Here is a 12,467-nt window from a genome sequence, read left to right on the forward strand (position 1 = left end):
GTGAGCACGCTCTTCGACACCGTCCTGCGCCCGACGATCATCGCCGCGGCGCGCAGCGAACGGATCAAACAGGCCTCGCAGCGATGGTCGGCGACCGAGAAGGTCGTGCGGCGGTTCGTACCCGGCGAATCACTCGACGACGTGCTCACCGCGATCAGACGTGAACTCGACGACGGACTCGCCGTGACCATCGACTTCCTCGGCGAGGACACCGTCGACGAGTCGCATGCCGACGCCACCGTCGCCGCTTATGTGGCTCTGCTGCAGGCGATGCCGGGCCTGGCTCCGGTGCCACCCGGTTCGCTGGAGGTGTCACTGAAACTGACCGCACTCGGCCAGAGACTGCCCGAGCACGGCGCCAAGATCGCCGAAGAGAACGCACGGACGATCGCGGAGGCGGCGCGGTCCGCGGGTGCGTCCGTCACCGTCGACGCCGAGGACCACTCGACCGTCGACGAGCGACTGGCCGTCGTGCGCTCGCTGCGGCGCGACTTCCCCGACGTCGGGACCGTCCTGCAGGCGTATCTGCGACGCACCGAGGACGACTGCGCCGAGTTCGCGGAGTCGGGTGCGCGAATCCGGTTGTGCAAGGGTGCCTATGCCGAACCACCGTCGGTCGCCTACCCCGACCGCGGTCAGGTCGACGAGGCGTACCTCCGCTGCCTGCGAATCCTGATGAAAGGCAACGGTTATCCGATGGTCGCCAGCCACGACCCGACGATGATCGAGGCCGCGTCGATTCTGGCGAAGGAGTTCGATCGGGCTCCCGACACCTGGGAGCACCAGATGCTCTACGGCATCCGCAGCGACGAGCAACGTCGGCTCGCCGCTGCGGGAGCTCGAGTGCGCGTGTACATCCCGTACGGCACCGAGTGGTACGGATACATCGTCCGTCGCCTCGCCGAGAAGCCGGCGAACCTCGGGTTCTTCCTGCGCGCGCTGGCGGGGTAGAGGCCGTGCGGACCCAGGTTCAGGACCCGGGATCGCGTTGTTGCCGTCCCAGCCGGTGGCGTGCACACCGGACGGCGACCGGCTGCGCATCGCCGGCCCGGGAAAGACCCTGACCAAACCGTCGTGTTGACCGAACACCCGGATGTGGAGAAACATGGCAGTAGAACACATGTTCGAGTAAAGTGGGTCAAGCAGAGTCACGGCGAAATTGACCACGGTTCTCGCCCATCGCACCGATTCGCGCGGTCGACTTGGTCGGTGTGCAGTGCTTGTCAGACCCCCGATGTAGAACTGAAGACACAAAACATTCATGACAGAGCAGCAGTCAACGACGGTCCCACTCACCGCTTGTGCACCTCAGAAGAGGGATGGCTGCCGTCATGATCGACACCGACACGACTCCACTCGACGCAATCCTCGATCAACTCGTCGAGATCACCCCACCCGCCGACGACCCCACCGGCGTCCGCACGTACTCACAACTGCGCCGATGGATACAGCTGCGCAACCTCGCCGATCACCACATCGCCTCGTTCACAGCACAACTCGATGATCTCGGCGTCGCAGCAAAAGCCGGCTCCACCACCAAGAACCTGTTGATCGACATGGGACTCCCACCCGCAGCAGCCACTCGCACCGCCCGCATCGCCGACCACCACGGCACGCTGGACAAGATCGAAACCTGCGCAGCTGACGGCCGCCTCGCGAGTGAAGTCGTCGACGCCATCGTCCGCGGGATGTCCACGATCGAGAAACGCTCCCCCACATCACTTTCCGACGACGCCCGAACCATCTACCACACCGAACTCCTCACCCAGGCACTGTCAGGGGCCACACCTGCCGACATACAGAAGCACGCCCACACGATCGGCGACACCATCGCCGACACCACCGACGGGGGTGTCCCCGCGTGTGACGACCGATCCCTGGACACCCTGTCGCACAGCCTCACCGACGACAACCGCATCGACATCCGCGCCAACGTGACACAGGTCGTGGGCGAGAAATTCATCGCTATGATCGACGAACGCAGCATCCCCCGGCCCGAACCCGACGGCTCCGACGACCGACGCTCCCCCGAACAACGACGCGCCGACGCCCTCGAGACACTGCTCGACCAAGCCGCCGTCGGAGCCGCCATCGACACCATCGGCAGCCCGCGAACCCAGACAGTGCTGACCATCCCCGCCGACGGCGGCGACCCCGCCTTCCTGCCCTGGACCGGGTCGGTCACCCAGGCGACTGCGAAACGGTTGTCCTGCGACGGGACCCTGACCGAGATCATCATCGACGGCGAGACCGTGCCACTCGAGATGGGTCGCGAACGACGGCTCTTCCCAGCCCACCTACGCAAAACGATCATCATTCGCGACGAGAACTGCATCAAATGCGGTGCGCCGCCATCCCATACACAGGTTCATCACATCCAGCACTGGACCGACGACGGTGATACCGAGCTCGACAACGGCTGCCTGCTCTGTCAACGCTGCCACACCCAGGTCCACCACAACGGCTGGGACATCATGCTCGGCTACGACCGCCACCCCTGGCTCATCCCGCCCGCCGACATCGACCCCCAGCGTCGGGCCCTACCCGCCTACAACCGACGCACCATGCGACTCGACGACATCGCCGCCTGACACAGACTCTCGCGCAGCACCTTCCGCACCCGACACCGTCGGGACCGCATCCGTACCTTGACAACTCCACAGTGTGAGAAGTGAGCCACCGCAGACGGTGCCTTTTCCGCTCGGCCGCGCACCCGAGCGGGAAAGCACCCATCATCACATCGGCTGAGCCCGCTTCACCTGGGCGGCGGCGCGGGCGGCGTCGAGTTCGACATCGGTGACGATCACAGCGGGACCGATGTGCAGGGTCCCCGACGTCAACGGCTGCGCCCGGAGTCCGCCACGCCCGATGAGTGCCTTGCGCACGCCCTCGCCGGCGACGGTGTCCATCCATGAACACGGATGTGCGGGACGCCCGCCGCGGAAGCGGATCGGGCCGGGCCCGGTGTCGAGCTCGAACTCCCTCCCGCGCAACGGGTCCAGTTCGACACCGCGGACCACGACGTTGCGTCGGGCCGATACGGGGTCCACGTCACCCGCCGCCGCGGTCCAGGCCTCGAGGGCAAGGAACGTCACCGCGGCTTCGGTGTGGGCCTTCACGCCGAAGAAGCGATCGCCTCGAATGCCCTTGTCCGCGACGATCCCCACCGTGTCGGGCGTGTGGGTCTCGACCTCATCGGCGGGACCGTCCTTGGGCCGTCCGAAGTACGCATGCTCCGGGGACACCACGAAGGTGACGATCTCGCAGGGGTATTCGTACCGCATCAGGTGGACCCTTCGAGGCTCATCGACTTCGATGCGCTCCTTCGTCGCTCACTCAGCCCGGCGCACCCACGCAGCGCGTAGCAGCGGTCACGAACCTGATCAACCGGGTCGATCGGCACAACCACCACCCGTCCTCGTCGAAGGCGCGCACCTCGTCCGTCCGACAATTCTCTGGCCTTCCCCCGTCGGTGAGGATGCACCCCAGACGCTATCGCTCCCGGCGCGCCGCCGCGGACATCAGCCGCCGAATGGGCGTGGCTGCCAGCGGGGATGCGGCGGTCGGACGGACGTGCTTTAATTTTCACAACCTTAATTCGTGTTTAATAGGAAGGTGCTTCGGACATGGCCGATATCGAACTCGACGTCCGGGAGATCCCCAAGCCGCAACGGCATCCCAAGATCTTCGGCATCTTCGACGATCTGTCCGTCGGTGAAGCGCTGATCTTGGTCAACGACCACGACCCCATCCCGCTGCACGGTCAATTCGAGGACGTTCGCGCCGGGGCGTACTCCTGGGAGTATCTCGTCCGTGAACCCCGCGACTACCGGATTCGTATCGGCAAGACCGCCGACGTGGAGCCCGCCTCCCCCGACGCACCGGCGGCGACCCACAACCCGGCGGCAGCGCCCGAGTCGGCGCAGCAGCTGCTCGGCGACAACTGAGCTGCGATCATGACCTACGTCATCAGCCTGCCGTGTGTGGACGTGATGGATCGTGCCTGCGTCGAGGAATGTCCGGTGGACTGCATCTACGAAGGCGGTCGCAGCCTCTACATCCACCCCGATGAATGTGTGGACTGCGGCGCCTGCGAGCCGGTGTGTCCAGTCGAGGCCATCTTCTACGAGGACGACCTACCCGAGGAGTACGCCGGTTACCTGACCGACAACGCCGACTTCTTCACCGAGACGCTGCCGGACATGGACCTGCCGCTCGGATCGCCAGGCGGAGCGGCCAAGCTCGGGGCCATCGCGGCCGACGCCCCACTCGTCGCATCCTTACCTCCGCAGGAGAACCCGTTGGAATGAGCCTGCGCACCACGTTGACGACACTGCTACGCGACGCTCCCGATGGTGCGACGCTGACCGAGCTCGCGACCGCGGCCGATGTGCCACCGACCACCGCACGCTTCCACCTCGACGCGCTGGTGGCCGATGGCGTCGTAGAACGCGACACCGCCCCGCCTGCGGGACGGGGCCGGCCACGAGCGGTCTACCGTACGCGCCGGCGCATGGATCCGGCCGGCCCACGCAACTATCTCGCCCTGGCGAGATCGCTGATGGCCGCCCTCGGTGACGTCCCGGATGCCGCCGAGCGGGCCACCCGGGCCGGGGAAAAGTGGGGTCAGGAACTCGGCGACAGCGGGCACGACCCGGTGCCGGTACTGCTGGCTGCCTTCGCCGACGCCGGTTTCGCCCCCGAGCCGCTCCCGGCCGCCACAGACGATCACATCCGGATCGCCCTGCGCCACTGCCCATTCCTGGAGCTCGCGCAGGCCGACCCGCAGATCACCTGCGCGGTCCACCGCGGCCTGATCCGCGGCGTGCTGCGCAGCTGCGGGAAGGATCCCGACACCACTGTCCTGCTGCCCTTCGCGGGCGGCGACCACTGCGTCGCCGCTGTGACCGCTGGTGACGCCCCGTGACCGCCGGGCAATCGGACCTCACCGTCCGGGGCGGGCAGATCAGCATCGACCGCTTCACCTGCCTCGGTACAGCCTGCGTGGTGGTCGGCGGCCTGGTCGCGGCGGTGGCGCGGCCGCTGGATCTGACCAAGGGCAGCTGGCTGGCGGCCTACCTGGTGCTGGTCTGCGGGGTGACGCTCGCGGTCATCGGCGCCGCCCAGCAACACACCCGCGAACCGGTGCCGCCGGGTGTCCAGCATCTGCAGCTGACCGGCTGGGTGGTGGCCAACGGCCTGGTGATCGGGGGATCACTCGCCGAGCTGCCCTATGTCGTCGATGCCGGGTCCCTGATCCTGTTCCCCGTTCTCGCGCTCACCGCCTGGGCAGGCCGCAGCCTTGCCAGAGACTTCCCCCTGGCCGGCGGCGCCTATCTGGCAACGCTTTTCGTCCTCGCGAGCAGCATCCCCGTCGGCATCGTGCTCGCACATCGCTGAACCGGCCAGGCGCGGTCAGCGACCGGCCGCGGCGACGCGCGCCTGGATGGCGTCGACGAAGACGGTCCGGATGTCGGCGGCGTTCTCGGCGATGTAGGTGGTGCCGCCGGTGGCCTCGGCGATCTGCTTGAGCGCGTTGGAGTCCGCGTCGTCGGAGATGCCGATGGTCAGGACCAGCACGGGTCGCGCCGGATCCTCGAGTCGCTTCAGCTCGGCCAGCAGTTCGTCGAGGCCGATGCTGTTCGGATCCTCGTTCTGGCCGTCGGTCATGATGATGACGCTGTTGGAGTAGTTCGGGTCATAGGTGTCCTGCACCTTCTTGAACGCCGCGAGTGTGGTGTCGTAGAGGCCCGTACCGCCACCCAGATCCGACAGACCCTCCTCGACCGCTTTACCGAGCGCATCACGGTGCGTCCCACTGCCCGACCGCGCGTCGAGTCGCCGGATAGGTGCCATCTCCACCCAGTCCTGACCTTCACCGCCCTTGTCGACGCTGAACGCCCAGCCACCGATCATCGTGTTGTTGGGGAACAGCTTCAGGCCCGTCTTCGACGCATCGATCAGCAGACCCGCGCGGGTGGTGCCGCCGGCGGGCGTCTCCATCGAACCCGAGGTGTCCTGGACGACGAGGGTGCGGATCGGTACACCGAGCACCTGCCACTGGCGCAGTGCCTTGTCGACCGCCGACGGATCGCGCAGCTGTAGTTTCTTGACCGGCTCGCCGACCCCGTTACCGTCGGCGTCGCGGTAGCCCGCCTCGGTCAGCGCCTTGCGGCCCGCATCCGTGTTCAGTGCCGCGACGAGTGCGGTACCGGCGTCGTCGGCCACCTGCTGGCGAGCCGCGGACGCGGTGTTCACCAGGGGGTAGTCGAGCATCACGGTGCCCGAGGCGGGAATGGTGGACTTCAGCTTCGACCCCTGATGCGTGCGCATGAAGAGCTCGTACTGCTGCTCGGTCGTCACCACCGGCACACCGGAGGTGTTCGCCAGGTTGAGTCGGGTGCCCTCGTTGTCGTTGACGAGACGTGCGTTGTTCTGCTGGATGGCCAGGATCGTCATGGCCTCGGTGAACTTCTCCTCCGGGAGTTCGCCGGCGTCGACGGCCGCGAGCGCACCGATGATCGGGGCGTCGCCGGTGCTGGTGTCGACCGGGCTGCCGGTCCTCAGGTCGGGCAGCTTCATGACGTCGACCCACGTCTGCAGTTCGGGGACGTTCTCACCGGCGACGACGGCCGGGGTGGAGGCGGTCGACGGCGATACCAGGTCGAGGTCGCGGCGGACCTGCGTCGTGACACGACGTGCCTGCACCTGCGAGTCGGCGACCCAGAGGTCGGGGGCGGCGGCGCCCTGCGTCAGCAGACCGGGCACGTCGGCACCGGCCGCGGTCTGGACGTCGTAGTCGTAGCAGGAATCCGCGGACGCCTGACGCGCCACCTCGCGGAGGGGTCCGGTCATCGCGGCGTCGGAGGCGACCGCCACCCGGGTCCGGTCACCGCAACCGCCGGAGCCGGCCTGCCAGATGATCACGCCGGTGACCAGCACGACGACCGCGACGAGGGCAACGATCGCCCAGAGCCAGCCACCGCGCCGGCCGCTGCCGGCCTCCCGGTGCTCGAAGCCGAAATCGTCGTCGGACCGGCTGTTGCCGCCCGCGGCTCCCCCGCTGCTCGCAGCAGCCCTGGACCAGTCGTTTCCGCCGCGGTCGGCATCTGAGCTGTGACGCCCCATAGTTACTCTCGTTCCCCTCGTACGGCGGTGTCCTCCACCGTCTGACGCATCGCTGTCACCCGTCACCGCGTCGGCGCGGCGCCCGATGAGGCCCGCGCGACGTCACGCGCGGGTCAGCCGAACACCTCTCGGAATTGCTGCAGCGACTTTCGCAGATCCCCCGATACCGCCAGGACCGCGGTCTTCCCCACGGGCCCGATCAGCGGCAACCCACCCAGATCAACAGTGAAGGTTACTTCCGATCCGCGCGAAGTGGGAATGATGCCGAGATCGAGCTTCGCCTTCACCCCGCCTTTCCCGCTTCCCTTGAGGCGTACGTGCGACACCGGGTCGAACTTCTCGATGACCCAGTCGAAGCGCACCCGCGTGCCCTTGACCCTGACGATCGAGGCGATCTCGATGCCCGTGCGCAGCTCTCCGGCGGCGGGGATCGGGCTGCGCCAGGTCTCGTGGATCAGCAGCCACTCCGAGTACCGCCCCAGGTCCGACGCGGCGGCCCAGGTATCTTCCGGAGACAGTTCAACCTCGATGGAGTCACTCGTCTTCGCCATGGTCCCAGAGCCTAGTGTCCGCGCGTCCGATCCTCCCGCACCGGTGGCCGAACAGGCCCGCGGGCTACTCGGCGTCCACCTGACCGGCCACGGCGTGACGATCCAGCTCACCGAGGTGGAGGCCTATGCGGGCCCGGACGATCCCGCATCGCATGCCTACACGCGGACCGCCCGTTCGGAGATCATGTACGGCCCGCCGGGACGGCTGTACGTCTACCGCATCCACGGCCATCACTGCGCCAACATCGTGGTGCAGGGACCCGGCCCGGCGGCGGCGGTCCTGCTGCGGGCCGGGGAGGTGGTCGACGGGGTCGAACTGGCACGTGCCCGACGCGGCGCCGCGCGCTCGACGCCGGTGTCCGACGATCGGCTCGCGAGCGGGCCGGGAAACCTCTGCCGCGCGCTCGGGATCACGATGGCCGACCTCGGCACCGATCTCACCGATCCGGCCACGCCTGTGACTCTCGACACATACCGCCGCGGACCGCTCCCGGAGCTGCCGGTGACCGCCGGACCGCGCGTCGGCGTACGACGTGCGGCCGACCTGTCGTGGCGGTTCTTCTTCGACGGTCACCCGACTGTATCGGGGTATCGGCGCCACCCGCGCGCCGGCGGGTGACCTGGTACCTACTGCGGGTTTTGCGGGTTCCGGGGCTGCGGGCTCTGCTGGCCCGGCAACGGCTCCCCTGGGTTGGAGGGCGGGGTCTGACGCGGAGCGCCCTGCTCCTGCGCGCCGACGGCCTTGCGGACGGCGTCCTGGGCCTTGTCGACCTGGCCGGCGTACTTGTTCTTGGTGGCCTTGTCGATGGCGTCGCCGCCCTTCTCGATCAGGTTCGGGTTCTTGCGCAGCGTGTCGCGTGCCTTGTTGACGAGTCCCTTGAGATCCATGACGTCTCCTGTGTGTCGACGAGCCGAACTTCTTCCGGCCATACGCCGCAGAGTTTAGCCGCCTGCACGGCGTGGTCACGCGGCCGCCGCGTCGACCTCCACCGAGTGTTCCGCGGGCGAACCGTGGGTCGCGATCCACCGCGGCACCACCCGCGAAACGGCCTCCACGCACACGATCCCGATCGCCGCCGAGATGAGCGCAACCGAGTTCATCATCGCGTTGGACGAGTCGAGACGGAAGAGGTCCTGGGTGAACGGCCACGCGAAGATCAGCACGTAGGCTCCGGCCGAGACGCCGAGCAGGACGACCTTCCACCAGGTGTAGGGCCGGGCCACCACCGCGAGAACGTAGACGGCGATCGCGATGAGCGTCATGAGCGACGCGGTCGCGGCCTGCGTCTGCGCCGGCGACAGGTCGACGGCGTCACCGCCGACCTCCACCCCCGGCCCGCCGGGGTTGACGATCAGATAGGTGACGAAGGTGCACAGGCCGACGATGATGCCGTTCGGGACCGCCTGCAGCAGCACACGGCGGACGAAGCCGCGTCGGGCGCGTTCGTTGTTCGGGGCCAGCGACAGCACGAACGCGGGAATGCCGATCGTGAACCACGCCGAGATCGTCACGTGGATCGGCTGGAACGGGTAGCTCAGCGGATCGGAGTCGAACAGCTTGCCCAGCACACCGCCGACGCCCACGAACAGCGCCAGGAGCACCGCGTACACCGTCTTGGTGAGGAACAGGTTGGACACGCGTTCGATGTTGCCGATGACGCGGCGGCCCTCGCCCACCACATACGGCAGGGTCGCGAACTTGTTGTCCAGCAACACGATCTGGGCCACCGATCGGGCGGCCGAGCTGCCCGACCCCATCGCGACACCGATGTCGGCGTCTTTGAGTGCGAGCACGTCGTTGACACCGTCGCCGGTCATCGCGACGGTGTTGTCCCGCGCCTGCAGCGCCTTGACCATCGCGCGCTTCTGATCGGGGCGGACCCGGCCGAACGTGACGCCGTGCTCGACGACATCGGCCAGTTCGTCGGTGTCGTCCGGCAGCCGGCGCGCATCGACCGAGGTGTCAGCGGTACCGAGGCCCAGTGATTCGGCGACCGCGCCGACCGAGCGCGCGTTGTCGCCGGAGATCACCTTGACCGCGACGTGCTGCTGTTCGAAGTATTCGATGGTGCCGCGCGCGTCGGGCCGGACCCGCTGTTCGAGCACGACGAGCGCGACCGGGGTCACGGTGCCGGGGGCGACCGCGCCGCCGGCGGGTTCGATGTCGACGGGGACGTCGGTGCGCGCGAGCAGCAGGACACGCAGCCCGGTGGCACCGATGTCGGAGGCGAGCTGTGCGGTCGGCCCGCTGGGATCGAGCAGCACGTCGGGTGCGCCGATCAGCCAGTTGCCCGCGTCGTCGCCGGCCGGGCCGTCGAACGACATGCCGCTCCACTTGGTGGCCGAGGTGAACGGTTTGATGGCCGACACGGTCCACGCGGGCGGCGTCGGGTAGGCCTCGGCGACCGCGATCATGCTGGCGTTGGGCCGCGGGTCGTGGGCCGCCAGCGCGGCCAGCACCTCCCCGGCCCGGGTTTCCGGCACGTCACCCACGAGCCTCAGTTCGGACAACCGCATGCCGTTCTCGGTGAGGGTGCCGGTCTTGTCGGCGCACACCACGTTGACCCGGGCAAGCCCTTCGATCGCCGGGAGTTCGTTGACCAGGCACTGCCGCTGACCGAGCCGCACGACGCCCACCGCGAAGGCGATCGAGGTCATCAGCACCAGACCTTCGGGGACCATCGGCACCAGAGCGGCGACCATCCCCAGCAACGCCTGCTTGAGACCGTTGTCGCTGATGAACAGCTGATTGACGATGGTGAGGAGGCCGGCGGGGATCAGCAGCCAGGTGATCACCCGCAGGATCTGGTCGATCCCCGACCGCAGTTCGGAGGAGACGAGGGTGAACTTCGACGCCTCGGCGGCGAGTTGCGCGGCGTAGGCGTCGGCCCCGACCTTGGTCGCGCGGTAGGCACCGCCGCCGGCGACCACGAAACTGCCGGAGAGGACCCGCGCACCCGGGTCCTTGTCGATGGGGTCGGCCTCACCGGTGAGCAGCGACTCGTCGACGTCGAGTGCGATCGCCTCGATCACCTCCCCGTCGACGACGATCTGATCGCCGGCGCCGATCTCGATGATGTCGTCGAGGACGACCTCGTCGGGCGACACCTCGGCGACCTCGCCGTCGCGTCGCACCCGGGGCCGGGTCTGGCCCACGATGGCCAGCTTGTCGAGGGTGCGTTTGGCGCGCACCTCCTGGACGATGCCGATCGTCGAGTTCGCGATGATCAGCAGGCCGAACAGTCCGTTGATGAGTGATCCGGTGAACGCGACGATGGCGAAGAGGACGCCGAGGATGGCGTTGATGCGGGTGAACACGTTGGCGCGCACGATGTCCGCGACGCTGCGACCCGAACGGTCGGGCATGGAGTTGACCTTGCCGTCGGCGACCCGCTGCGCCACCTCTGCCGCGGTCAGGCCGGGCTCGATCGTCTCCGCCGTGGTGCTCACGCCGAAACCTCCCACCAACTCGAGTGCGCCACACCCGTTCCGGTGCGGTGTTCGATGTCGATCGAACCACCGGGTTGCGGCACGAGCACAGTCGGGTCGCCGTGGTGTGAGGCTGCCTGCAACCGCGCGATCGGCTCGCCCCACGGATGGCGTGCGAGATTGAAGGTTCCCCAGTGGATCGGGATCATCACCGAATCGGCTCCCGCGCCGGGCGACACCATCCGGTGCACCGACAGCGCCTCCTCGGGGTCGACGTGGACGTCGGGCCACAGCACGTCGTAGGCGCCGACGGCGATCAGCGTGAGGTCGAAGGGACCGAGTCGCGCACCGACGTCCTCGAAGCGTTCGGTGTGCCCGGTGTCGCCGGAGAAGAAGACCCGGTGCGTGTGCCCGGCGATCGCCCAGCTCCCCCACTGCGTCAGGTTGCGGACCAGCCGCCGACCCGAGAAGTGGCGCGCCGGACCGCAGGTGAACCGCAGCTCACCGCCGCGCGTCGCGACGACCACCTCGTCCCACCAATCAGCCTGCCGGATCCGGCCCTCGGCGATACCCCAGGACGTCAGATGTGCGGCGACGCCGATGGTCGTGACGAAGACCGCGTCCGGCTGGGTGGCGGCGATGGTGGTGACCGTGTCCATGTCGAGGTGGTCGTAGTGGTCGTGGCTGATGACCACCACGTCGATCGGCGGCAACTCTCGCGCCGCCAGCGGCGCCGCGTGCATGCGTGCCGGACCGACGAGCTGACTCGGGGAACACCGGCGGCTGAGTACGGGGTCGGTGATGATGCGCGCTCCGTCGATGTCGACGATCGCCGTCGCATGTCCGAGCCAGGTGGCCGAGAGGTGCGCAGGGGCGTCGAAGGTCGGGACGGTGAGCATCACCGGCCGTCGCGGCCGTCCCGGGCGGCGTGCCATGTCGGCGAGCACCTGGAGGTCCGCGGCGACGGACGCCTCGGGCGGTTCGGGGTTGTCGAAGACCCCGTCGCGCAGGTTCGGTGACGTGCGGACATGCGGCATGATCTCCTCGCGGGTGGCGCCGAGCGCGCGTGCCGGGCCGAGACCGCCGGCGGCGAGCCGTCCGGCCACCGCGTCGGCCATCATCGCCCCCGCCGATGTCACCCGCCCGAGGACCCGCGAGGTCGCGTCGGAGCCGGTTCTTCCGGGGTTCGAGGTCACGTCCACACAGTAATCCGATCAGCGGGGGTACGACGTGAAGCGCGACGACGCCGGCACCGAACCTCACACGGCCGGATTCGGATTGTGAGCCGGGGCCTGGATCGACACATATTCGGCGGTGAACCGCGCAAACGCGATCAGCGGCACTGATAGGCTGCGGCGA

Annotated in this window: 13 protein-coding genes; 7 read left to right on the forward strand and 6 right to left on the reverse strand. The window is 68.2% G+C overall.

From position 1 onward, the window contains the following. Positions 1–951 (forward strand): proline dehydrogenase family protein, encoded by a 951-nt coding sequence (locus NWF34_RS12795; RefSeq protein ID WP_258325213.1) that lies wholly within the window; start codon positions 1–3, stop codon positions 949–951. Positions 952–1,331: 380 nt separating this feature from the next. Beyond that, on the forward strand, positions 1,332–2,591 hold the full coding sequence (locus NWF34_RS12800) for an HNH endonuclease signature motif containing protein (RefSeq protein ID WP_258325214.1): 1,260 nt from the start codon (positions 1,332–1,334) through the stop codon (positions 2,589–2,591). 144 nt (positions 2,592–2,735) lie between these two features. On the opposite strand, the gene NWF34_RS12805 is transcribed toward NWF34_RS12800, so the two are convergent. After that, positions 2,736–3,284: a molybdenum cofactor biosysynthesis protein gene (locus NWF34_RS12805; protein ID WP_258325215.1), complete on the reverse strand. Its 549-nt coding sequence runs from the start codon at positions 3,282–3,284 to the stop codon at positions 2,736–2,738. Positions 3,285–3,626: 342 nt separating this feature from the next. Between NWF34_RS12805 and NWF34_RS12810 the strand changes: the two genes are divergently transcribed. From NWF34_RS12810 to NWF34_RS12825, 4 genes are read left to right on the forward strand one after another with little or no spacing between them, the layout of a single operon-like run. After that, positions 3,627–3,947, forward strand: coding sequence for a DUF2249 domain-containing protein (locus NWF34_RS12810; protein WP_243828719.1), 321 nt, complete (start codon positions 3,627–3,629; stop codon positions 3,945–3,947). Positions 3,948–3,956: 9 nt separating this feature from the next. Beyond that, the gene (fdxA, locus tag NWF34_RS12815; RefSeq protein ID WP_258325216.1) at positions 3,957–4,310 is read left to right on the forward strand and encodes a ferredoxin; all 354 of its coding nucleotides are present in this window, start codon (positions 3,957–3,959) and stop codon (positions 4,308–4,310) included. Next, complete coding sequence (locus NWF34_RS12820; protein ID WP_258325217.1) at positions 4,307–4,927, forward strand: metalloregulator ArsR/SmtB family transcription factor; 621 nt, start codon at positions 4,307–4,309, stop codon at positions 4,925–4,927. The genes fdxA and NWF34_RS12820 overlap by 4 nt, the downstream gene beginning before the upstream one ends. Beyond that, positions 4,924–5,400 (forward strand): hypothetical protein, encoded by a 477-nt coding sequence (locus tag NWF34_RS12825; protein ID WP_258325218.1) that lies wholly within the window; start codon positions 4,924–4,926, stop codon positions 5,398–5,400. The genes NWF34_RS12820 and NWF34_RS12825 overlap by 4 nt, the downstream gene beginning before the upstream one ends. Before the next feature lie 15 nt (positions 5,401–5,415). Here NWF34_RS12825 and NWF34_RS12830 read toward each other — a convergent pair whose 3' ends face one another. Both NWF34_RS12830 and NWF34_RS12835 read right to left on the reverse strand, forming a co-directional pair. Next, on the reverse strand, positions 5,416–7,128 hold the full coding sequence (locus NWF34_RS12830; protein WP_191834817.1) for a substrate-binding domain-containing protein: 1,713 nt from the start codon (positions 7,126–7,128) through the stop codon (positions 5,416–5,418). Positions 7,129–7,241: 113 nt separating this feature from the next. Further along, complete coding sequence (locus NWF34_RS12835; protein ID WP_024499933.1) at positions 7,242–7,679, reverse strand: SRPBCC family protein; 438 nt, start codon at positions 7,677–7,679, stop codon at positions 7,242–7,244. Between NWF34_RS12835 and NWF34_RS12840 the strand changes: the two genes are divergently transcribed. Beyond that, complete coding sequence (locus tag NWF34_RS12840; protein ID WP_024499932.1) at positions 7,657–8,298, forward strand: DNA-3-methyladenine glycosylase; 642 nt, start codon at positions 7,657–7,659, stop codon at positions 8,296–8,298. The two genes, NWF34_RS12835 and NWF34_RS12840, sit on opposite strands and share 23 nt — an antisense overlap. 8 nt (positions 8,299–8,306) lie before the next feature. Here the strand turns inward: NWF34_RS12840 and NWF34_RS12845 are convergent, their stop codons facing one another. The 3 genes from NWF34_RS12845 to NWF34_RS12855 form a co-directional block, all read right to left on the reverse strand. Then, positions 8,307–8,567 carry an antitoxin gene (locus tag NWF34_RS12845; RefSeq protein ID WP_024499931.1) on the reverse strand — a complete coding sequence of 87 codons (261 nt, stop codon included), beginning with the start codon at positions 8,565–8,567 and terminating at the stop codon, positions 8,307–8,309. Between the two features lie 75 nt (positions 8,568–8,642). Beyond that, on the reverse strand, positions 8,643–11,129 hold the full coding sequence (locus NWF34_RS12850) for an HAD-IC family P-type ATPase (RefSeq protein ID WP_258325219.1): 2,487 nt from the start codon (positions 11,127–11,129) through the stop codon (positions 8,643–8,645). Next, positions 11,126–12,310, reverse strand: coding sequence for an MBL fold metallo-hydrolase (locus tag NWF34_RS12855; protein ID WP_096273394.1), 1,185 nt, complete (start codon positions 12,308–12,310; stop codon positions 11,126–11,128). The genes NWF34_RS12850 and NWF34_RS12855 overlap by 4 nt, the downstream gene beginning before the upstream one ends. Positions 12,311–12,467 lie beyond the last annotated feature (157 nt).

Source organism: Gordonia sp. GONU, from assembly GCF_024733855.1.
GTDB classification, from domain to species: domain Bacteria; phylum Actinomycetota; class Actinomycetes; order Mycobacteriales; family Mycobacteriaceae; genus Gordonia; species Gordonia amicalis.